The organism is Shewanella sp. UCD-KL12 (genome assembly GCF_001957125.1).
Classification (GTDB): Bacteria; Pseudomonadota; Gammaproteobacteria; order Enterobacterales; family Shewanellaceae; genus Shewanella.
This window is the reverse complement of record NZ_MPHJ01000003.1, coordinates 290,858-313,238: the sequence shown is the minus strand read 5'-3', so window position 1 is coordinate 313,238 and position 22,381 is coordinate 290,858. Positions and strand designations below refer to the sequence as shown.

The 22,381-nt window shown below is 42.7% G+C and carries 17 protein-coding genes; 12 read left to right on the top strand and 5 right to left on the bottom strand.

Going from position 1 to position 22,381, the window contains the following annotated elements:
- The first annotated feature begins 202 nt into the window (after positions 1-202).
- The 12 genes from BM736_RS09110 (at position 203) to BM736_RS09055 (ending at position 15,811) form a co-directional block, all read left to right on the top strand.
- Positions 203-1,588: a PP2C family protein-serine/threonine phosphatase gene (locus tag BM736_RS09110; RefSeq protein WP_256717767.1), complete on the top strand. Its 1,386-nt coding sequence runs from the start codon at positions 203-205 to the stop codon at positions 1,586-1,588.
- A gap of 68 nt (positions 1,589-1,656) precedes the next feature.
- On the top strand, positions 1,657-2,049 hold the full coding sequence (locus tag BM736_RS09105) for an ATP-binding protein (protein ID WP_076411090.1): 393 nt from the start codon (positions 1,657-1,659) through the stop codon (positions 2,047-2,049).
- 402 nt (positions 2,050-2,451) lie between these two features.
- Entirely contained in the window at positions 2,452-2,793 is a 342-nt protein-coding gene (locus BM736_RS09100; RefSeq protein WP_076411088.1) for an STAS domain-containing protein, read from the top strand.
- A 70-nt stretch (positions 2,794-2,863) separates the two neighbouring features.
- Positions 2,864-4,141, top strand: coding sequence for a polysaccharide biosynthesis/export family protein (locus BM736_RS09095; RefSeq protein ID WP_076411087.1), 1,278 nt, complete (start codon positions 2,864-2,866; stop codon positions 4,139-4,141).
- A gap of 31 nt (positions 4,142-4,172) precedes the next feature.
- Positions 4,173-5,582, top strand: a complete 1,410-nt coding sequence (locus BM736_RS09090; protein WP_083700001.1) for an exopolysaccharide biosynthesis protein — start codon at positions 4,173-4,175, stop codon at positions 5,580-5,582.
- 55 nt (positions 5,583-5,637) lie between these two features.
- The gene (locus tag BM736_RS09085) at positions 5,638-6,891 is read left to right on the top strand and encodes an O-antigen ligase family protein (protein WP_076411082.1); all 1,254 of its coding nucleotides are present in this window, start codon (positions 5,638-5,640) and stop codon (positions 6,889-6,891) included.
- A 235-nt stretch (positions 6,892-7,126) separates the two neighbouring features.
- Positions 7,127-8,800, top strand: coding sequence for an oligosaccharide flippase family protein (locus BM736_RS09080; protein ID WP_076411080.1), 1,674 nt, complete (start codon positions 7,127-7,129; stop codon positions 8,798-8,800).
- Positions 8,790-9,833 carry a glycosyltransferase family 2 protein gene (locus tag BM736_RS09075; protein WP_076411078.1) on the top strand — a complete coding sequence of 348 codons (1,044 nt, stop codon included), beginning with the start codon at positions 8,790-8,792 and terminating at the stop codon, positions 9,831-9,833. The genes BM736_RS09080 and BM736_RS09075 overlap by 11 nt, the downstream gene beginning before the upstream one ends.
- Before the next feature lie 539 nt (positions 9,834-10,372).
- Positions 10,373-12,523: a WecB/TagA/CpsF family glycosyltransferase gene (locus BM736_RS09070; RefSeq protein ID WP_256717766.1), complete on the top strand. Its 2,151-nt coding sequence runs from the start codon at positions 10,373-10,375 to the stop codon at positions 12,521-12,523.
- 69 nt (positions 12,524-12,592) lie between these two features.
- Complete coding sequence (locus BM736_RS09065; RefSeq protein WP_076411076.1) at positions 12,593-14,047, top strand: NDP-sugar synthase; 1,455 nt, start codon at positions 12,593-12,595, stop codon at positions 14,045-14,047.
- Between the two features lie 10 nt (positions 14,048-14,057).
- Positions 14,058-14,453, top strand: a complete 396-nt coding sequence (tagD, locus tag BM736_RS09060) for a glycerol-3-phosphate cytidylyltransferase (RefSeq protein WP_076411074.1) — start codon at positions 14,058-14,060, stop codon at positions 14,451-14,453.
- Between the two features lie 26 nt (positions 14,454-14,479).
- Positions 14,480-15,811 carry a CDP-glycerol glycerophosphotransferase family protein gene (locus BM736_RS09055; protein ID WP_076411072.1) on the top strand — a complete coding sequence of 444 codons (1,332 nt, stop codon included), beginning with the start codon at positions 14,480-14,482 and terminating at the stop codon, positions 15,809-15,811.
- A gap of 103 nt (positions 15,812-15,914) precedes the next feature.
- On the opposite strand, the gene rfbA is transcribed toward BM736_RS09055, so the two are convergent.
- From rfbA to cysN, 5 genes are all read right to left on the bottom strand, one after another.
- Positions 15,915-16,781, bottom strand: a complete 867-nt coding sequence (gene rfbA, locus BM736_RS09050) for a glucose-1-phosphate thymidylyltransferase RfbA (RefSeq protein ID WP_076411070.1) — start codon at positions 16,779-16,781, stop codon at positions 15,915-15,917.
- Between the two features lie 222 nt (positions 16,782-17,003).
- Entirely contained in the window at positions 17,004-17,960 is a 957-nt protein-coding gene (locus tag BM736_RS09045; RefSeq protein WP_076411068.1) for an acetyltransferase, read from the bottom strand.
- Between the two features lie 169 nt (positions 17,961-18,129).
- Positions 18,130-18,777 (bottom strand): adenylyl-sulfate kinase, encoded by a 648-nt coding sequence (gene cysC / locus BM736_RS09040; RefSeq protein WP_076411066.1) that lies wholly within the window; start codon positions 18,775-18,777, stop codon positions 18,130-18,132.
- 186 nt (positions 18,778-18,963) lie between these two features.
- Positions 18,964-20,691, bottom strand: coding sequence for an SLC13 family permease (locus BM736_RS09035; protein ID WP_076411064.1), 1,728 nt, complete (start codon positions 20,689-20,691; stop codon positions 18,964-18,966).
- A 215-nt stretch (positions 20,692-20,906) separates the two neighbouring features.
- Positions 20,907-22,316 carry a sulfate adenylyltransferase subunit CysN gene (cysN, locus tag BM736_RS09030; RefSeq protein WP_076411063.1) on the bottom strand — a complete coding sequence of 470 codons (1,410 nt, stop codon included), beginning with the start codon at positions 22,314-22,316 and terminating at the stop codon, positions 20,907-20,909.
- Positions 22,317-22,381 lie beyond the last annotated feature (65 nt).

Genomic DNA, 22,381 nt, shown 5'->3' with positions numbered 1-22,381 from the left:
ATGCCATTCATTCTTTTATAACCTTTTATGTATTAAAAATATTAGACAGCCTATCAATAACTTAACTGCAGTGTGTTCGTACTGGCTCAAAGATTGCTTTCTCTATAACCACACTGAAAACTGAACGGTCAAAGCTAGCTGTCATCTAGCACGATATTTCAGTCAAAACCTTAACTATAAACAACTGAGAGCGAGCTGACTTATGCTTTTAAATACATCACAGCAGATGCAAGCAAGTTCAATGAACCTTGAGCCACTGGATGCACTTTCAGTCTTGTTAGTTGAAGATACTCAAAGCGAGCGTTTGTTTATCGCTAAGCTGTTGAAGGAGATGGGCTTAAAAGTATCGAGCTGTGCTAGTGGTAGTGAAGCGTTAGCGATTTATCGACAAGAGTTACCAGATATCGTTATCAGTGATTGGCGTATGCCCGCAATGACAGGGCCAGAGCTTTGCCATCACCTCAAACAAGAAGCTATCCCCCCTTACACACTGTTACTTACCGCCAATAATCAAGCTAAACATATGATAGAGGGTATAGAATCCGGAGCCGATGATTTTTTAACTAAACCTTTTATCCCAAGCATTCTAAAGGTCAGACTACTTGCGGCAGCAAGAATTGTAAAAATGCAGCAGTATTTAGCACAGCAAAATACCGCTCTCAATAGCGCCCTATCAAAAGAGCAGGCTTACTTAGCGCAAGTTCAAGATGATTTAGATAGCGCTGCCAAACTACAAGGTTCAATGCTTCCCAGTGCAAGTAATCAAATTAATGATTGGCGCTTAGCTGCAAGGTTTCAACCTGCTCAGGAGCTCGCAGGCGATATTTTTCAATGCTTTTCCATTGACGACTCCCACCTCGGTTTTTACCTTCTTGATGTCACAGGTCATGGCATAGCCGCCTCTATGCAGAGCTTTACCTTGGCACAAAGGTTAAGCTGTAAAAGCTGTAATTGGGATAGTTTAGATCCTGCTCTCATCGTTAATGAGCTCAATGCTGACTTTGATGATCCAGAAAATGCAGGGCGATTTGCCACACTCATCTTGGGTATAGCAAATACAGATAGCGGCCAAGTTAGATTAACAATCGCTGGGCACCCGCAACCTATTTTGATCGACAACCATGGCGCTGAGCTTATGGCGCTAGAGTCAGGAATACCTCTTGGGATCGATAATCACTTTCAATACAGCTACAACTCATTTTTTCTCAACAGCCAGCAGCACCTAATGCTCTACTCCGACGGCGTCTACGAGTGCCATCACCCCGAATTTGGTGAGTTTGGCCAACACAGATTACTCAAAGCATGTTCAGATGCGCATCAACTTCTTCCAGAGTCATTACTGCATCACTTAAGTCATGCGGTTGACCTTTGGCAGGAAAAGTCTGCCCAAGATGATATATCTATGATGATCCTCTCGACGTCCAGCCTTAAGCGTGATGAGGAGATGATTAATCAAGAGACGCTAACACTAGAGAGCTCAGATAAAGTAGAAACATTGCAAGAAACAGAGGCAATAGGAGAGATGAGTCCCCCTTACACAAAAGCAATCCCAAGTCATAACCTGTATCACTTGAAAGCAGGTGCATAAAAATAACAGCTTATATACATCAGCATGAGCGATTTCTAAGCATTCAGCCAATGCTAAATGGAGGCATTATGAATAGTATTCAATTAAACCTATCTCAAAAAATTTGGACCAGTAAATTGCTTTGTTCAGAGCTTGAACAATTTCTACAGCAAAATAGTGTTTGTACGCAGCAGAGGTTCAAAGTCATTACCTGCATCCTTGAAGCCCTATCAAATGTGTTGCAACATACTGACAGTCAACTTGAAGAGGTCGTGGTTATCATTCATTGCGACCTGGAGGTTATTACCATAGACCTACTCGATAATTCCCCTTATACCGAGTTATCAGATCAGATTGACTGCCCATCTCCGTTCTCGCTCTCAGGTAGGGGGCTATGGATTATTCAAAATTGGATGGATCAAATGAAATTTCAGGCATCTGTCGCTGGCACTCATCTCAGGCTAAGCTTGCTGAGAGGTTAAATTTGCTAAGGGGTTAACCATGCATGGACAAACCCAAGCAGAGGGTAACTTAATAAGGAAAGCACTGTACGGCCTTAAGTTGTATCAAGAGCCCTCTAGCTTACTCTCTGTAACTTACCCTCTGTAAATAGCTCCCATGTTTTATGTGCTCCCATGGCTTAATAGCTTCCCGATTAAGTGACAACAAACAGCGATTTCCCTCCCTTATACTTTGACTCTTTTTACCACACAAGCCACTTTCGCAAAATGCATTGCAATAAAAGCGATACGCCTGCCAATCACAATCCAAAAACCAACCCACCTAGATAAAAACATCAAATTCAACAACTTAAAACATGGCCTGCTTTGTGCAATCTATTATTATAACCCAAAGAACAAGCTGATGATTTTAAGGAGCACCATATGAAATTCTCTCCATTAACACTCGATAATGCCTGTTTAGTCACATTACCTAAAGAGATGGTAATGGCACAAACCCCAACACTAAGGGCGGCTATATCGCGTCAAATAGAGTCTGGCAGCAATAAGCTCGTCATGGACCTGCATCAAGTAGAGTTTATCGATTCAAGCGGCCTATCGGTTCTAGTGTCTGCACATAAGCTGACTCAAAAGCGTTCTGGAGAGGTCATTTTACTCTCCCCTTCAGCAGGAGTGCGCTCTCTTATTGAGCTCACAAGGCTTCATCAAGTATTTATCATTTTTGAAGATGAAGATGCTGCAATTGAGCATATCTGTAGCCATTAGCCTTCACGGAATATCAGAACTTAGCGGCTTAATAAATAGGCTATTTACGAGATAGAGCTAGGAGCAAGTTATGGATAAATTAGACAGTAGTACGATGAAAGGACTCAGCGTTTTCCTTATGCTCAATCTTGCAGCTTGTGTGACGCCCTCGCTCATTGAACGTAAAGACGCAGACTTATGTGCTAATACGCATGAAGTTGAATCAAATAACAGTAAAACCTGCCACTACTATGGCAGTAAAACGCCCTATGAAAGAAAAAGATACACAAGTAAACAAGCATCAAATTCGGTCAGCTCTGCTGCAGCGCCTGCAGTTACGACAAACAAGATTAACGCTAGCCATCAGTTATCAAACCAATTAGCAGCAGGCTCATTTGCTGAAATGAAATTATCAGTAGGTGACAAACTTGATATCAGTATTCTCAACGGTGAGGAGTTTAGTGGCGAAGTTGAAGTTAACGCCGACGGTTTTATCTACCTGCCTTACTTAGCAGCAATTAATGCTCAAGGGCTAAATATCGAGCAACTTAAAGTGAGTATTATGCAGCAACTACTCGATGAGGATCTTATGCTTGAAGGTACGATCAGACTCAGTATCACCCCGCTTAGGTGGGCGCCTATTGAAATTACGGTATCTGGGGCTATTTTCGAGCCAGGCCTACACCTGATTAACCGCAAATCAGAGACAGAACTCAAAGATGATGATCACAAACACTCAGGTGATCAAGCCGCTGAGCGTTCAATACCTGCAGCACTTAGAGCTTCTGGAGGCGTAAGCCCTGACGCTGACCTTACAATGATTCGTTTAGTCCGCGGTAAGGAAAGCATTACACTGGATTTGTCTGGCGTGATGACAGGAGCCAAAGTACCTCACTTTACCTTGATGGCCAATGACCATATTCATGTGCCTCAAAAAACAACATTTGATGATGAATTAGCCAGACCCTCGCAAATCACCGCGCCAGGTATAAGAGTATTTATATCAAACTTAACCCAACCTGCGAGCAGTAACTCTCAATCCGCAGTCGATACTGAAGCGACGCGTTTTCCTTACGGCACTCGCCTACTTACTGGAGTGATTGGGGGGAACTGTGTCGGTGGGGCACAAATGACGAATGCAAGTAGACACGTTTTACTCATTACTAAAAACCCCCTTACTAAACAAGTCGATGTAGTTGAGCGTTCAATCGACGGTTTAATAGCAAACTCTTGGCGTCCTCTGATGAACCCTGTTTTGCTCCCTGGTGATGGCATAGCTTGTTATGACTCTACAGTCACTAACATTCGTGAAATCGCCCGTACAGTCACAGAAGTGTTACTACCAGCAACACTTTTAGGCTTACTTTAAGCAGCGCTCAATTAACCAAGGATGACTGATTATGAAAAAAAGTAATGAGCCCAAACAACTTCTTTGGTTAAAGCGAGCTGCTTTAAAGGGCAGTAGCCTACCGGTAAATGCCAGACGTTGGGTGTATATCAAAACTGCTGTCGCTGCTTTAGCGGTTATCTGGACGCTGGTGTTTATCACTTTAGCCGTAACGCCAACTAAGTTTGTCAGTAAGTGGACACTAATTCTTCCCGGTGCTGGCGCTGGTGCATTAGTCAGCCTAGACAGTATTGGTCAAGCAAGTAGCTCAAGTACTTCTCCTTACTTAAGCTCAGCAATCGATCCAAGAGAGAACTATAAAGCACTCTCAATGAGCCAAACTTTAATTGATGCAGCGGCAAAAACAATAAATATCTCATCATCAACTATGACTAAACCTAAACTAAAGTTACCCAATCAAACCGGTATCATGCAGTTTAGCATTAACAGCAAAACAGCCATCGATGCCCAAAATAAAGCATGGGCGCATTACCATAGCTTGCAAGCGCTGCTCTCTCAGCTAAGAGAGGATGAGATCCACCAGCGTGAAAACGGAGTGAAAATGGGCATTGATGGCTTTGCTCAGAAAGTGAGTCAAAGCCAATCAAAAATTCTCGATTTTCAATCACAAATAGGCTTAGTCTCGCTAGATCAATTTAAAGAGGTAGCACTGACATTAGAGAGATTGAGACATAATGAAGTGAATATGACCTCAAAACTACAGGGAGTAATAGCAAGCCAGAAAATGTTGGAGATGCATCTATCATTAAATGCAAGACAGGCTGCGGATCTGCTTAAGCTTAAAAACGATCAGATCTATCAACAACTATTGGTTATCTATACCCAAGCGACAGCCAAGCTCGCTGAGTTTGGTGGGCGCTACGGCAGCAAACACCCACAAGTCGTCACACAGACACAGCAGCAACAGGCACTTTTCAACGCAATGAAAAAGCGTTGCGAAATCTTACTGGGTTATCAGGATGATACACTAATGCTGATGTTGTCAGCTGACGATATTGATGGCCGAGCTCAACTCATGCAGCAACTGCTTAGCCTCACCACTGAAGCTGAGGGGTTAAGCCAAGAGATACGCTCATTAAAAGAGCAGATTGCACAATGGGATATTCGTTTAGCCCACAGCAATGATGACGCTGCGAAGCTTGGAGACCTTCACCGTGAGCACCAGGTCGCAACCGCAGTATTTACTTCAGCTTTAGCCAAGATGGATATAGGAAAAGCTGATATCTACTCCGCCTATCCACTGTTGCAGTTACTCGCGCCACCTTCACTACCAACGAAAGAAAATAAAGTCGCCCAGATCCTAACCTTGCTTGGAGGGGTCGTTGCATCAATCTTCTCCTTGGCTGGCTTGTGCATCATGTGGATCCGTAAACCAATCTTACAGAAAATATTAACGGCTTAAGAGTTAGGTTCTTGCTCCAAGAAGCTCGAATCTCGTCACTCTATCAGGAGGTTTCATGGCTACAGCTCAAGAGATTTTCCCTGAGAACACAGATGAGAAAATTGTCTGGTATAGCATCACCTATACCTACCTCTTCTGGTTCTTGGGTGCCATGTATATCGTAGCGCCTGTTATAGCCTGGATATTGCTGCTTCGTTTGATGAAAAAGTATCTTATCGATCAGGAAGATTTCAACTTCTCACCAGCTCAATTAAGCTGGATAGTGGGTATGTGCATCATGCTTATAGCGTTAGTGATTGCCCACTTAGAACATGAACTGGGCTTACCTAAGTTGATAAAATCATCCATTGGCTGGGCTAAAGGCTGGGCGCTTTTAGCTATATTTCCACTTATTGGCAGCTTATGTATACGTAAAGAGATCATCTACCGTGCATCATGCTTATTAGGTAAGTACACACTGATTATCTTCCCGTTTTGTGTAATGGCTTGGATCTTAGGGCTGCCTAGCACTTTGTATGTCTCTCCACTAAGCATTATTGGCGGACCTGGACCTGAGTTTTTTAGCGTCAGTCTCTACGAGATTGACCCTGGTAGTGGCACACCAAGATGGCGGTTATTTACCCCCTGGGCACCTGCACTGGGAATGATGGGGAATCTGCTGCTTAATTTCGCCATACAGGAGCAAAGCCGAAGGTATAAAACCTACGGCATCATAGCCAGCTTACTGATGGTATTAATCTCTCAATCTCGGCTGGCATTAGTTTGCTATATTATTTTGATCGGATATTTCTCCTTCCTACGTTGGCACCGGTCACCGTGGCTCTATTTTATCGCCAGTCCCTTGGCCCTTTTAACTGGGCTATTCGGAACTCAAGCCATTGAACGAGTAGAGATGAGTATCTCTGCGATAAAATCTGCCCGAGCAGGCTCAACACGAGTCAGAGAGCACCTTGCTAATATCGCCTTAGAAAGGTGGGCCAATGAAGCATTGGTCTGGGGACATGGCATTGTCGAGCGTGGTCCACATATGGTGGAATATATGCCTATAGGCTCACACCATACTTGGTATGGCCTCCTTTTTGTAAAGGGGCTTGTTGGTGCAATTGCCCTTGCACTGCCATTTCTAGTTAGCTTTATAACGTTAATCGGCAAAATATTCACATCTAAAGTAGCGGCATCAGGCTTAGCAATACTCCTGCAGCTGTTTCTTTATACCTTTGGTGAGAATTTAGAGATCTTAGCCTACCTGTTCTGGCCTGGGTTAATCATTCTGGGTATAGCGCACGCTAAAGCTAAGCCAGCAGATTAAGCAATCATTCGCATTTTGCAAAAAACAACTCATTACACGATGAAAGCCATCACCTTTTGCAAACGGCATTGCAAATGCCTGCATCCAGCAGGAAGGCAATGACATCAATGTAAAATATAACCATTAAAAATCATAATATTACCACCAATCCCATACTTGGCATAGATTGTGTAACTTATCTATCTAACACCAAAACTTATCAGCCAGTTTTAGTGATCTTAGATAAGGAAATACGATGCCAACACTCGATAAAGAGCAGCAGAAAACAAGAAGTGCATTTAGTAAGAGCCTATTCTGGTTAGGTTCAGCTCAAGTGCTTGGCCGCATTGTCAGGCTTGCTTGCAGCATCATTATTGCTCGATTGCTCACACCCGAAGTGTTTGGTGAAGTGGCAATCATCCTCACCTGCTTTGAGCTTATCTGCACACCCACGAGACGGATCACCTCTGCATCACTAATAAAAATGGATGATCAAACATTCAACGCCACACTACCGAATGCAAACAAGATTAACTGGATGGCTTCTATCACAGCATTTGTTGCCATGAGCTTACTCAGCTGGCCTCTCGCGATTTACCATCAGGATTTAGCCCTAATCCCGCCGATGATACTCATGGCAACAAGCTACTTACTCTTGCCCTTTGGCATGTTGCATGCTGCAAGTAACTTAAAACAAAATAAAATGCGCATTGTTGGAAGAGCAATTCTTTGGCAAACCATAGGCGATAGCATATTAACAGCAAGCTTAGCACTACTTGGCTTAGGTATTTGGGCCATTATCATCCCCAAAGTCCTAGTGATCCTTATCTGGGTTGGCATTCACAGATACAACAATCCCCTTGGCGATGAAGGCTATGCAAATAAACTCAAAATGATATCTCTTGATAAGCCTAATCAAGCTATCAATTCTCATAAACATGCTCAAACTGGGTTTATCCGTCACCAAATATCGGCTTTTATTGAGCGTGTGCAAGCTCAAAAAGGAAAGCTATTTCAAAATAATGCTAAGCGTCAAGATGATGTAGAACAGACAAAAAAATTAACCAAAAAACTGTCTGTCAGCTCACCATCAACAACTAAGTTACTTAGCTTTGGTTCTCAGGTGGGCTTAAGCGATCTGAGCATCGCGCTGAGACAGAATATCGATTATCTACTAGTAGGCTACTTCTTAGGCATAGAAGCGCTAGGCGTTTACTTCTTTGCCTTCAATGCGAGCCTCGGGATCAGTACCTCAATTGTTCAGGGCTTCGGGACAGCACTGTATTCACACTTGTGTACACCTAAAAACCCTCATTCAGATAGCCAAGATAAGCAATCTCAAGCAGATAAAAAGCTTAATAAAACGGACGCAGACAAGGATGATAATGAAACGGTGAGTTCGTCAATTCCAGTCTCATCAGAGATAAAGAGTCGTTACACTAACTCACTATCACTTATTCTAAAACTCACAGTACCGATTGTGCTGCTACAAGCTGCGTTATCTCCATTTTACTTACCTTTTGTCTATGGTGAGCAATGGATCTCAGCAGGCGCCCTTCCCGTATTTATTCTTCTCTGTTTAAGCGGGCTCGTAAGACCCTTAGGAGAAGCTGTCAGTCAATTGCTGATCAGCATCAATAAACAGCAACTCAACTTAAAACTCAACTTTGGTTTCACCATATTGCTTGTGACCACTATCTGTATTTTCAGTCAGTGGGGACTGCAAGGTGTTGCCTTAGGGATCTTAATTATCCACCTAGTCGCTATGCCTGCTGTGAGCATCTATGTTCACCTATTCATCCTAAATAGCTCAACTCATAAGGCTGCAAGCAGCGTCAAAGCATGCACTAAATCAAATAGCAAAATGAACAATAAAATTAATAACTCATCTTCAAAAGCATTTAACCAGGAGGTTTCCCATGATGCCTAAAGTCTCTGTTGTTATGCCCGTCTATAACGTGCAGCGCTTTGTAAAAAGCGCCATCCATTCAGTCTTGATGCAGACATTTACTGATTTTGAGCTCATTATTGTCAACGACTGTGCTACCGATAACAGTTTAGCCCTTTGCCAATCGATTCAAGATCACCGTATCCGTATCGTTAATCATAAAGAAAATAAAGGTTTAGCCGCTGCAAGAAATACTGGTATACGTCATGCTATCGGCCGTTATATCGCATTCATCGACTCAGATGATATGTGGCACCCAGCTAAGCTCAAGATGCATGTTGAACACCTAAACCAGTCACCAGAAGTTGGGATCAGCTTCTCTCGCTCAAGCTTTATGAGCCATAAAGGAAAGTTAATTCATTTTTACCAGATGCCGCAACTTACCGGGATCACTGCCGCCCACCTACTATGTCGAAATCCAGTAGGCAATGGCTCTGCACCTGTGATCCGCCGTGAAACGTTGAATGACATCCGCTTTCAGGCAATGAACCATACGGAAGACTACACTTGCTACTTTGACGAACGATTCCGCCAATCTGAGGACATTGAGTGCTGGCTCAGAATTGTCGCTACCACGGATTGGAAAATGGAGGGGATCCCTGCGCCATTAACCTTCTATCGACTCAACCAGGAGGGGCTATCTGCCAATATAATGAAGCAGCTGCAATCTTGGGAGATGATGATAGACAAGGCAAAGCAGTTCGCTCCTAAGCTATTGAAACAAAATGAACAAAATGCCCGAGCCTATCAGCTCAGATACCTAGCAAGGCAAGCTATTCGAAATGGTCAGGGTAAGAATGCAATCAAACTGATCAATAGAGCCTTAAGCGTATCACCAAGAATATTGGTAGATGAAACGGGTAGAACCTGTGTCACTCTATCTGCAGCATACCTACTCTGGCTGCTCCCCTCTCGGTGTTACAAAGTATTTGAAAATATTGGTCAATTCATTATGGGCCATATGCAAAAGTCTAGAATTAGCAGAGATGGGGTTAAATCCTCACTTATCTCTTAGCTCTTAGCTCTTAGCTCTTAGCTCTTAGCTCTTAGCTCTTAAGTCATCTAAAGCCGCTTTAGTCCCGTGCTGTGAGTAACTGACAAATATAAACAGTTACTCGCGGTACTGGACCAGCTCTTTTTACGGTTAATTAGCTTTACCCTATTCAAATACGGAGGCTGATTTCAGGTCATGGTACTAATGCTTTAGGTACTGAAGTTTTAGATACTAAGGTTTTAGTACCAATGTAAACATATCCTCTTTCACACTGCTTTTAGCTTTTCACCTTGCTATGCAAACTGCAACATCACTCTTTCTTAAATTGCTAAATGTACAAACCAAAACGCAACCAACTGTAATAAAAGGGTTTTAACACTTGGCCTGTACTATGCATAAGTACTAAGCATGAGTACTAAGAATAAGTACCTTGTAAAAGAGCTTTGTATAAAAGATTTGTATAAGAGCTTCGTATAAAGAAAGTACTGAACATGAATCAAGAGTAAAACGACGTAAAAAGTAAACATAGCGTGCGGCGCCAATGCTCAAGAAAGAGAGTAATGGCAAACATGGAAAATTCAGCAATCATGCTTAAGGTAGGAATTATGCTAACTGAAACACAAATAGAAGCATCAAGCAGCAATGACTACTGTGTTCGCGCAATCGACTGTTTAACGGCTATCTTACTCATTGTTGGGGCTAGTCCCGTTTTAGTACTCAAATATCTATATCGAAAGTGCCGTTATGGCTTAGCCATTGAGCGAGTAAACATAGTTGGAGTCAATGGTAAAAAAGTCGGCTTATATCAATTTACGGGCGAAGGAGTATGTTGCCAGTGGCCGCATCTTTTTAACCTTCTTAAAGGGGATTTGTCACTTGTAGGCCTTGAGAATACTTTCTATCTGCCACACATGCAGCAAGGTTTTAGCGCCAATAATAATCAGCAAAATACTCATACTCAAACAGACAAATTGCTGTTTAAGCCTGGGCTACTCACTTTCAAACAGATGCACCAGAGAGTTGGTCTTAATTTTGAGCATAACCTGGCTCAAGAGCAGGTTGAAATTTGCCAAGCTCAAAAAGGTGCTACCTCTTATTTAATGGCTGCATGTCGAATTGTTTTCACCTCAATATTCTCTAATAAAGCCATCACAAACAGCTCTCCAGTCATTGAGCTATTTAAACTTAAACTGAGTAACCTCACCATGGATGAAATGCTGAAAAATATCATTCAGCAAAGCAAGACTTATAGCAGCCAACGCCATCAAGGTGAGGGGCTTCTATCGGTGGAGGCACAGCAATCCATGGTTCAATACGCCTTTGTTAATGCCGACTGCCTCAACCTTACCTATAAACATGCAGATTATCTAAGCTGCTTACAAACAAGTTGCAAGAGTGTGTTTGCCGATGGCTCAGGGATCCGCCTAGCAAGTCAGTGGAAAGGCTACTGCCCAAAGGACAACCTTAATGGCACTGACATGTTTCCAAGGTTATGCGAACAGCTCCAATTGCACAATATGTCGGTTTTCCTCCTAGGAGGTGAGCCAGGTATCGCAGATACCACCGCAGAAAATATGCTAAAGCGATATCCAAGATTAAAAATAGCCGGTACTCACCATGGCTTTTTAACCACTGAAGAGCTAAATCAATCAGCAATTGATTTAATCAATCAATCTAATACCGACGTATTACTGGTTGCTATGGGCGCCCCCAAACAGGAGCTTTGGTTAGAGAAGCATCAAGCACAACTTAATGTCGCCGTAGGGATTGGCGTCGGTGGTTTATTTGATTTTTACTCCGAAAAAATTATACGTGCACCGCTCTGGGTCAGACAGTTAGGTATGGAGTGGGTTTGTCGATTGGCTGAAGAGCCCAAGCGTATGTGGAAACGATACATCATAGGTAACCCACTGTTCCTGTTACGCGTGCTGCGTGAGATAGCCCAAGAAAACCAGCAGCGCCATGGCGACAACAAGCGTAATACCAAAAGCAATCCGGTTAAAAGTGAAGATAAGGCGTTAACCTGTAAGTTACTGAACGCCACTGAGCCTCATATAAATAACAGCCGAGCACTCATACGTTGCAAGCGCCAACTTGCCATCAGCAAACTCAACATCAAATTAAAGCGCATGCTTGATATTGTTTGTGCAAGTAGCTTGCTTGTTTTACTTGCACCGCTTTTTATCACTGTTGCAATACTCATACGACTCGAGTCAAAAGGTGCAGTGCTATTTAGCCAACAAAGAGCTGGGAAAGACAATACGCCATTTACTATGTGGAAGTTTCGCTCTATGTATCAAGATGCAGAGCAGCGCCTTAGTAAGCTTCAAGCAACCAATGAGATGCAAGGCGGCGTGCTGTTTAAAATGAAAAAAGATCCCAGGATCACCCTTATTGGTAAGGTGATAAGAAAAGCCTCTATCGATGAACTCCCTCAACTTTGGAATGTGCTATGTGGAGAGATGTCACTCGTCGGCCCGAGACCCGCCCTTTTATCTGAAGTGAAGCAATATAGTCTTGAAGATAGAAGAAGGCTGGCTGTAAAGCCTGGTATTACATGTATCTGGCAAGTCACTGGTCGCTCAAACATTCCTTTCGATAAACAGGTCGAATTAGATGTTGATTACATCTACCAGCAATCTCTTATAACCGATATCTGGTTACTCATTAAAACTATCCCAGCAGTCATTTTTGCTCGGGGTGCATATTAAGTGTGGCAAGAATAAAGCGTTAAAACAGGCTTCACACAGATATTAACGACCTTTACATGGAGAAAGCGCATGCAAGCAATCATTTTTGCAAACAGAACAGGCGATGAGTTAGCCCCTCTAAATAGCCATTACTGCCCAGCTTTACTGCCTGTCGGTAATAAAGCTGTCATAGAGTACACCTTAGAGGATGTCGTTAAAGCAGGGATCACACAGATAAAGTTAATCATCTCATCTCAAGCACAAGAGATTGAAGCGCAACTGGGTAATGGGGAAAAATGGGGGTTAGACATTGAGTACTTCTTAAGTAAACCACAAGAGGAAACAAGCTCAATCCTAAGCCGCCTTGCTCTGGACCCAAAGGAAAGCTTATTACTCACTCGAGGAGATATTTTTCGCACCCCCTCAATTGCACAATTTATCACTTTTGCTGCGGATTTTTCAGATGATTTCGTGCAAGCAAAAATGGAAAGTAAAAATGCCGGAATGATTTTACTGCCAGCAGCCCTACCCTATATCGCCGATATCGACTGGCCTCTGTCTTCTCACTCCGACACCAGCAGTGTGGTGACCTTAGTGCTGCACGGCCGCAGCTTCATGTTAGATAGCTTCGACTCATATATGGATGCAAACCTAAGTTTGGCAGGTAATCAACTTCCAACGCTTACGCCTTCAAACCGTAAGTTTAATTCTGCCAATCCCCTACGCTCGTTCTATGTCGGAGCTAAATCAGATAGCGGTAACTTATCAGAACAAAATGGCTGGGGCGTCATTGGAGAAGGAAGTCGCATTGAGCAAACAGTTGCATTGAACGAGTGCGTAGTGATTGGAAAAGATTGCTTAATCGATAGAGAGTCCGTATTAGAGAACTGCGTAGTACTCCCCAATACCTATGTTGGAGAAAAGTTAGAGGTCAAAAATAGCATTTTAAGTAAGGATTTACTCATCAATATCGAAAACGGTGGCGTGATCCAAGTTAACGACCTGTCATTAATTGGCACAAATGAGCGCATTGCCAAACCGTGTGGACGCAAAACCAGTAAGTTAACCCGCAGTGCTCTATTAATCTTTTTCATTTTGACCTTGCCATTATGGCCATTTATTTGCCTTTACTTATCATTGAGAAGTGTATGTATTCAGGAGGCTGCACACTTCACAGTTACAGATACTTTCATCGATAATTTAGGCCACAAGTTTCAAGCATGGCGCTGGAATATTCCCGGCACGATAATCGCTCGTTTGCCACAGCTTTATCATGTATTAACAGGACGACTAGATCTGTTTGGTGACTCCCCAGAAGCGAGATATGCCGCGGGAAAAGAACTTCGTCGCTTGGGCGTGTTAGGACCAGTGCAACTGCTGTTAGACCGCTCAGCCCCCGAAGAGGAGCGCATGTTACTCGAACTTGAGTTTGATGCGGACTTACGTTCAACAAAGTATCTGCACTTGCTCTGGCGTGCTTTACAGCCACAGCTTATAACACCCAGCTCTAGGTCTAAGCTCGCGCGCTTCGCAGCCCGTAAATAGGAGAATCATTATGACTACAGTAATCACCTATGGCACCTTCGATCTCTTTCATTATGGCCACGTTCGCTTATTTAAACGACTCAAGACGATGGGCGATAGGCTCATAGTGGCCGTATCGACAGATGAGTTTAATGCTCTAAAGGGCAAGGCCGCCTTTTTTAGTTACCAGCAGCGAGTAGAAATTGTCGCTTCATGTCGCTATGTCGATCTCGTTATTCCAGAAACGAACTGGAAGCAAAAATCGCAAGATATTATCAATCTCAACATAGATCTCTTTGGCATGGGGAGTGATTGGCAAGGAGAGTTTGACGAATTAACCAGCCTTTGCAAGGTGATCTATTTAGATAGAACAGACCAAATATCGACTACAGAGATAAAAAATAGCTTATCTGTATCAACGAATTAAGAACCAGCACCGGTGAGGAAGCAGTCATGTTCTATTTTATTCTGTTAGGTTTAAGAAAAGTTATCTACCACTGCTCCGCATTTTCGCCACGAGTTAAAAAAGCGGTGATGGGCAGCTATAAAAACCAATTTTCTGATAATGCTAAGTACCTCTACCTACACTGGCAACAAACTCACTTTATTCGCGCTATATGGATCAGCGGCGACCCACAACTTGTCTCAGCGTTAAAGAAGAGAGGCTTTGAGGCATATCACCGTAGAAGTTTGCTCGGACTGTTTCACTGCCTAACAGCTAAGTTTTACTTCTATAACAGCTATATAGGAGACATTAACCAGTACCTTGCTAAAGGCGCTGTTAAGGTTAACCTTTGGCATGGCTCGCCCCTTAAAAAGATTGAATTTGATATTGAGTCAGGCCCGCTAAGTAACACATACAAAACTGATAGTTGGAGTGAAAACCTCAAATGTTCACTCAAGTTCCACCAGCAATATATCAAGCCAGATTTGATGCTTTCACCAAGCCCTCTTATGGATCAACTCTTCTCTAGCGCTTTTAGGCTTCAAGCCTCAGCGCTATACCGCAGTGGTAACCCAAGAACCGATTACTATCGCCGCTACCCAACACAAAGAACAAGCATTCAAAAGATGATGAAGCATAAATTCAGCAAAGTCATAGTGTATGCACCCACATGGAGTGATACTCTAGCCTACGCTGAAGGGAAGGAGGTCAATCGGTATGAGCAGGCATTCGACTGGGAGATGCTATCACAGCACCTTCAGGTCAATAATCAGCTGTTCCTCATTAGACTTCATCCAAACGAAGCCCATCTAGCGGGGAAGTTTGACCAATATAGCAATATTCTAGATATCTCACATTGGCAAGATATCTACTCAACGATGCATGAGATAGACCTGCTCATCACCGATCAATCCTCGCTGTGTATAGACTTTCTCACTTACCAAACACCGACACTTTTTTATGTTCCAGAGCAAGCAACAGCGTCCGTTGCTGATGATATAACAGAGGCACAAGGAGAAAATAAACAAAATATACAGTCGCAAAGAGAGATGTATGACTATGTCGATGCCCTACCAATATTTGGCAATGACAGCTCAGCAAAAGTATTTAGCTTTGAAGCTTTACTTATGAAGCTCGAAGAAAGTGATAGTTTTTATGTTTCGGCTAAGCATAGTGAGCAATACAAGCAGTTATCTAACCTATTTTGGTCCGAAGGTGACAATGATTGTCATTACAGTGATGCATTTGAGGTAATAGAAAAACAGATAAACCACCTTTCGGGTAACACTGACATAGGCGAATTACCCCAACATAGTGCAGTAAAGTCTCATATACCGTAGAAGCGTGCTTTAGCCGCGCAGCCTTTTCAGCACTACGCCAGAAAGGTCGGTGGAACACTCACAGGCCTCTCAGCCCTAAAAGCCATCCTACAATAAAATTCGCCTATATGATTAGCTTTAATAGATACTCACCATACCCACTTTTTAATAATGGCTGAGCTAGTCGCTTGAGCTGATTGTCGTCAATCCAACCTTGATGGAATGCAATCTCTTCAGGGCAGTTAATTTTTAACCCCTGCCTTTTTTCAATTGCTGAGATAAATTGTGTTGCTTCAGATAGCGCATCTGGAGTGCCAGTGTCTAACCAAGCTGTTCCTCTTCCTAATTTTGCTACCTTAAGAGATTTATCATCCAGATATCGATTTACAACATCAACAATCTCTAGCTCGCCACGGCTTGAAGGGATGACATCTTTAGCAAAGGCGCAAGCACGTTCATCAAAAAAATACAGTCCTGGCATCGCATATTGAGATTCAGGCGTTACTGGTTTCTCATAAATTGCAGAAGCCCCTCCGGCATCATCGAAGGTGATCACGCCATAATCTTGAGGGTTTGAAACATGATAGCCAAAAACAAAACAGCCTTCTGTAGTTGAGCAGAGCTGAGTAAACAAGGCGGGAAGAGAGTCGCCATAAAAAATATTATCTCCTAAGATTAAAGCACTTAAACCACCATCAATAAAACCTTCGGCAATTATCAGTGCTTGAGCTAAACCCTTAGGCTCAACTTGCTCAGCATATTTCAGCGATATCCCCCACTGAGAACCATCTTTGAGTAAAGCTTTAAATAAGGGGAGATCATTGGGTGTGCAGATAAGCAAAACCTCTTTGATCCCCGCTTGCATCAAAGTGGAAAGAGGATAGTAGATCATCGGCTTATCATAGATAGGAAGTAGTTGTTTACTCACAACTTGAGTCATGGGAAATAACCTAGAACCAGTGCCACCAGCTAGAATAATGCCTTTTCTCATCTTAGGTTTACATCTCAACAATTAACAGCTCAGAACAGGGTACATCATATCACACTCTGTAAAATCGACTTTGCCAAACAGCCACTAACGAATCTAAACAAACAACTAATAGGCGCGTACTTTTGCCGCGATGACGATGACTCTCCCTTTAACTCTAGTGGCTAATCTAGGGGAGCTAAAGCCCCCTTCGATGTATAGATAGAAAGGTAGAATCCGCTACGACTATAGATAATAGCGCTCAACAGATTCAATAAATTGGGATAGTTCTGATTTTGGTAACGCGTTTATTCCTGCAGCTGCAGCTCGGCCCCCACCAGTAGCAAACTGGGTACAGATGTCACCCGCTCCATGCTTTTTGTTTAAAGGAGCTCGCAAAGAGACAGTATAAGTACCATCATTATTATCAGTTAGTACCGCATGAGCAGAAGCCGCTTGCTGGTTTGCAAGCTGGTTACCGTAAACACCGCTCACCCTTCTCGCCCAGTCTGCGTCAGGTAACTCGAAAACAGATAAAAAAGCACTCTGGTATGTTGCTGCAACGGCTAATGCTCTATCCATATCTTGCTGATATGCGGCTTTAAGCAGATAGAAAGGTGAAGTTTTATCGGCAATGACATCAAAAGGGCTGGGATACTTTCGCAGCGCTAGGTATAGATCAGCAGGATGAAAATGAAGCTCAGCTATTGTGCTACCGTAACCATTATAGTTAATCAAGGTACCCAGCTCTTTCAATTGCTCAGCTTGATGAATCGACAACCCTGCCTCTGACGCTAACTGATCAGCCCTCTTGATAAGGTTATCCCCATAAGCAGCTGTTATTGCCCAAAGATGAAACTTTCCATTTAATAAATGATCAACAATGAGCGCAGTACAGGTATTAGCATCAAGATTGATATTCGACTCTAGGTTTTTGTGCGCTGGAATATCACCACAGCGGTGATGGTCGACATAAAACACACTTGCCCCTGCATCGAGTACATTCAGCAGTGCAGTATGATTCTTCTCCATTGAAATATCTAAAACAGTGATAGCGTCACCGGAATTAGCAGACACTTGGCTTAAAAGTTGAATATCGCGCTTAACGCCTGTAACCAACTCACTTTCTATTGGGTTAGCGAGCCTAAGCTGTAACAAGGCTATGATGCCATCTGCATCACCATTAAAAATATCGTAATTCATGTATACTCTAAGGTTATGTTTGAGCTACGAGCTACGAGCTACGAATGATAAAGAAACATAAGATTAAACATCAACAACAATTCTTATGTTTTTTAATCTTTTACTCGCAACTCGAGACTTTCTCAGCTTTTTCCTGTATTCGAAAGTTTTTTTAAGAAACTTTTTTAGCCTATATTGAGCTCAAGGCAGCTTTTAAGTAACCTTTATCCTGCAAGTATTGTACAACCTGCATTGCACAAGCTTCTACAGATTGCTCAGCCGTTTTTACATGCACTTCAGGTTGCGACGGCAGCTCATAGGCTGAATCAATTCCAGTGAAATTTTTAATCTCTCCAGCACGCGCTTTTTTATAGAGGCCTTTAGGATCTCTTTGCTCACAAACTTCAATAGGCGTATCAATAAAAACTTCAATAAACTGCTCAGCGGTTAACTGAGATCTCACCATCTCTCTATCGGCAGCGAATGGTGAAATAAAGGCGGTAGAAACCAACAAGCCAGCATCGACAAACAGCTTTGAGACTTCACCGATACGGCGGATATTCTCGACCCTATCACTGTCTGAAAATCCGAGATCACCATTCAGACCATGACGAACATTATCTCCATCGAGCAGGTAGGTTTTACAGCCTAAATCATGCAACATTTTATCGACGGCATTTGCTACCGTTGACTTACCTGAACCACTAAGGCCTGTAAACCAAAGTACAGCAGGACGGTGATCATGAGCCTTGACTCTGTCATTGTGAGAAACACTCGCTTGATGCCAAACAACATCTGAAGACTTATCTTCTGTCTCTACGGCTTTATAAGGTGACATTAACAATCCTTGAAATTAATTTGAAGCTACGCGCTACGCATGATAAAGAACTGAAAAAATTAATATCAACCAGGAATTTAAATTTTGTTCTTTTACTCGCAACTCGAGGCTTTCTCTGCTCTGTCTTGTAATCGATACTTTTATAGATACTTTCTTTGCTCTATCTTGTACTCGATACTTCTTCCACTAAAACGGGAAAAACACTGGTACGGCGGTTAAAACAATAAGGGCATAAACTAGGCTTACCGGTAATCCGACTTTAACAAAGTCACCAATTCGATATTGACCTGCGTTATACACCATTAAATTTGTCTGATAACCATAAGGGCTGATAAAGCTGCCACTTGCAGCAAAAGCAACGGTCATAACAAAGGGTAATATATCTACACCAAAACCTAGCCCTATGCTATAAGCGATAGGAAACATCAGTGCTGCTGCTGCATTATTAGTAATAAGCTCAGTCATCAACCAAGTCGCCACATAAATGATGATTAGCGCCAGATACAGATGATCTCTATTAGTACTCTCTTGTACTAATTCAGCAATGAGATCAACCACACCTGTGTTAACTAAAGCTTGTGAAAGCAATATAGCAGAAGATACGATTAACCAGATATCGACGGGAAAGCGGCGGACAACCTCATTGACGTTGAGACACTTACTAAAAATAAGCACACCAAGCAGTAATAGCATGCCTTGTAGGAGTTCAATAACACCTGTTGCCGCTAATGCGATAGTCAAAGCGAAACCACCGATTGACACCCAGGCCTTAACACCATTAATACGAACTTCTGGCTCAACACCACTGATAACAATAAAGTTCTTGCTAATATTTCTTCGTGTTTTAAAGTCTTCACCGACAGCTAAAACTAAGAAGTCTCCCGCTTTAATGACCACTTCACCCAGTTTTCCAGAGATCTCTTCACCATCACGACGAATGGCTACAGCGGCCGCATCAAACAGTGCTCTAAAGCCTGCCCCCTTCAATGTTTTATTAATGAGAATACTTTCTTGTTTAACGACGACTTCAGTCAGGTTTGAGTCAAGTAGGCCATTTTTCTCTGCAAACAATTCTAAGCCAGAAAACTGGCTAAGTTGCATCACTTTAGTAATATCACCACTAAATATGAGCCTATCATTGAGCTGAAGCACTTCGGTGGGCGTTACAGGGCTTATTAAGCGGCCATCACGTACAACCTCAACCAGAAATAGCGACTCTAGATGCCTAAGTCCATTGCCTTCTACAGAACGACCGATTAGCTCTGAGCCCTCAATCACCTTAGCATCAATGAAATAACCTTTTGAGCAGGTATGTTTTTGTTCAATATTAGGTAACCAGCGAGAGACAAGCCTCAGCACCAAACCACAGCCAAGCACTAACAAGCTACCGACAGCTGTAAATGAAAAGAAGTTAAGCGAGTGCCCTTCTGAATCAATATATAAACTATTAACAATAAGGTTAGTCGATGTGCCTATGAGCGTGAGTGTTCCCCCTAGAATGGCGGCATAAGAGAGAGGCAATAGTAATTTACTGGCGAAATGATGTGGGTTATTTCGAATGGGTGATAGTAAAGTTGCCACTACAGCCGTATTGTTCAGCATGGCAGAGCTCAGCGCAGTAATGCCAAACAGCCTCATCCAAGTGGAGTTATAGCTTTTTACAATAACTTTGGAGGCTATCACTCTGAGCAAGCGCGTCTTCTCAAGAGCAAAAGAGCATAAGATTAATAAAACCAGCGTCACTAAGCCGGGATTAGACATGCTGGACAGCAGTTGATCCCGTGATACTAAGTTCAGTCCAACCATGACTAATAGAGCAACACCAAATACAACCGCGGGTCTACTCTGAAAGCGGATAAGCCCAGCTATGGTCGCAAAGAATAGCCCTATGGTTAAATATGCATCTAGAGACATAACATCCTAATATTTTTACTGAGCTACGAGCTACGAGCTACGAGCTACGAGCTACGAGCTACGAGCTACGAGCTACGAGCTACGAGCTACGAGCTACGAGCTACGCATGATAAAGAAACATAAAATTAGACATCAACAGCAACTCTTATGTTTTTAAATCTTTTACTCGTAACTCGAGACTTTCTTAGCTCTATAGCTGACTCGTAACTTCCTATCTATCCCTTAGAGATATCCTTGGTTCCCCAATGAGGGAAGTGTTTGCGCACTAGTGCATTCATCTCTAGCTCAAATTCAGAATAACTATGTTGTTTCACAGATTTGGCTTCAAGGGAGTTACGGATCATCCCAGCTCCTACCGTGACATTGGTTAGGCGATCGATAATGATGAAAGCTCCCGTAGCACGGTTATTATCATAGGCATCAAATTGCACAGGCGCAGTAACCGCAAAATGACAATTACCGATCTCATTGAGTGCTAACTGCTGCGCAGCTTGCTTCTCCAGAGTATTCACATCAACTTTATGATTGATAGCATCGGCATAACCATAAACTGATTTGCTGCCCACCTTGATAGCATATTCTCTATCAAGACAAAGAGGCTCCTCAGTCATCCAGACAACATCAGCTTCAAAGTTACTTGTTGAAAATGGCTTGTCATGAGGGCGCACCAACATATCGCCACGACTTACATCAATCTCATCTTCAAGGGTTAAGGTGACAGCCTCACCCGCTGAAGCCTTTTGCAGTTCACCATCAAATGTCACAATTGACTTAATACGTGATTCTTTATTTGAAGGCAGAGCAACAACAGTGTCTCCGACCCTAACCTCACCCGATCCAATTGTGCCGCAAAAGCCACGAAAATCTAAGTTGGGACGGTTAACGTACTGGACTTGAAAACGCAGTGATTCGCTTTTATCTTGCTCAACCGACACAGTATTAAGCAGCTTTAAAAGAGTAGAGCCTGGGTACCAAGTCATATTGGCACTTTCGTTCACTACGTTATCGCCTTTCAGCGCTGAGATAGGTACAAAACGAATATCAGAAAATGATAAGTCTTCGGCAAACTCGCGATACTCTTTTTTGATGCTTTGGTATGTCGCTTGATCGTAATCCACCGCATCCATCTTATTAATCGCGATAATTACATGTTTAATACCAAGCTGTGAACAGATAAAGCTATGGCGACGAGTCTGAACTTGTACACCATGGCGAGCATCAATCAAAATAATAGCCAAATCACAGGTCGAAGCCCCTGTTGCCATATTACGGGTGTACTGCTCATGGCCTGGGGTATCAGCAATAATAAACTTACGCTGCTCTGTGGCGAAATAGCGATAAGCCACGTCAATGGTGATCCCTTGTTCACGCTCAGATTGAAGACCATCAACCAAAAGAGCCAAGTCAAACGCTTCATCGGTAGTATTAAAGCGCTTCGAATCTTTCTCAATCGCCGCCATCTGATCTTCAAAGATCATTTTACTATCAAAAAGCAAACGACCAATTAAAGTCGACTTACCATCATCTACGCTGCCACAAGTTAGCACTCGCAACATATCTTTGTTTTCGTGAACTTTCAGATACGCTTCTATATCTGAAGCAATCAAATTCGAACTTGTGGTCATACATACTCCATAGCAAAGACAAAGTTAATCTTGTTAAGTTGTAAGTGGTAAGTTTTAAGTCATAA

Coding starts and splice junctions, on each gene's coding strand:
- BM736_RS09035 (WP_076411064.1), bottom strand. CDS start 20,691: ATGTCTCTAGATGCATATTTAACCATAGGGCTATTCTTTGCGACCATA.
- BM736_RS09085 (WP_076411082.1), top strand. CDS start 5,638: ATGGCTACAGCTCAAGAGATTTTCCCTGAGAACACAGATGAGAAAATT.
- BM736_RS09070 (WP_256717766.1), top strand. CDS start 10,373: ATGGCAAACATGGAAAATTCAGCAATCATGCTTAAGGTAGGAATTATG.
- BM736_RS09080 (WP_076411080.1), top strand. CDS start 7,127: ATGCCAACACTCGATAAAGAGCAGCAGAAAACAAGAAGTGCATTTAGT.
- BM736_RS09110 (WP_256717767.1), top strand. CDS start 203: ATGCTTTTAAATACATCACAGCAGATGCAAGCAAGTTCAATGAACCTT.
- BM736_RS09100 (WP_076411088.1), top strand. CDS start 2,452: ATGAAATTCTCTCCATTAACACTCGATAATGCCTGTTTAGTCACATTA.
- cysN (WP_076411063.1), bottom strand. CDS start 22,316: ATGACCACAAGTTCGAATTTGATTGCTTCAGATATAGAAGCGTATCTG.
- tagD (WP_076411074.1), top strand. CDS start 14,058: ATGACTACAGTAATCACCTATGGCACCTTCGATCTCTTTCATTATGGC.
- cysC (WP_076411066.1), bottom strand. CDS start 18,777: ATGTCACCTTATAAAGCCGTAGAGACAGAAGATAAGTCTTCAGATGTT.
- BM736_RS09090 (WP_083700001.1), top strand. CDS start 4,173: ATGAAAAAAAGTAATGAGCCCAAACAACTTCTTTGGTTAAAGCGAGCT.
- BM736_RS09065 (WP_076411076.1), top strand. CDS start 12,593: ATGCAAGCAATCATTTTTGCAAACAGAACAGGCGATGAGTTAGCCCCT.
- rfbA (WP_076411070.1), bottom strand. CDS start 16,781: ATGAGAAAAGGCATTATTCTAGCTGGTGGCACTGGTTCTAGGTTATTT.
- BM736_RS09105 (WP_076411090.1), top strand. CDS start 1,657: ATGAATAGTATTCAATTAAACCTATCTCAAAAAATTTGGACCAGTAAA.
- BM736_RS09045 (WP_076411068.1), bottom strand. CDS start 17,960: ATGAATTACGATATTTTTAATGGTGATGCAGATGGCATCATAGCCTTG.
- BM736_RS09095 (WP_076411087.1), top strand. CDS start 2,864: ATGGATAAATTAGACAGTAGTACGATGAAAGGACTCAGCGTTTTCCTT.
- BM736_RS09055 (WP_076411072.1), top strand. CDS start 14,480: ATGTTCTATTTTATTCTGTTAGGTTTAAGAAAAGTTATCTACCACTGC.
- BM736_RS09075 (WP_076411078.1), top strand. CDS start 8,790: ATGATGCCTAAAGTCTCTGTTGTTATGCCCGTCTATAACGTGCAGCGC.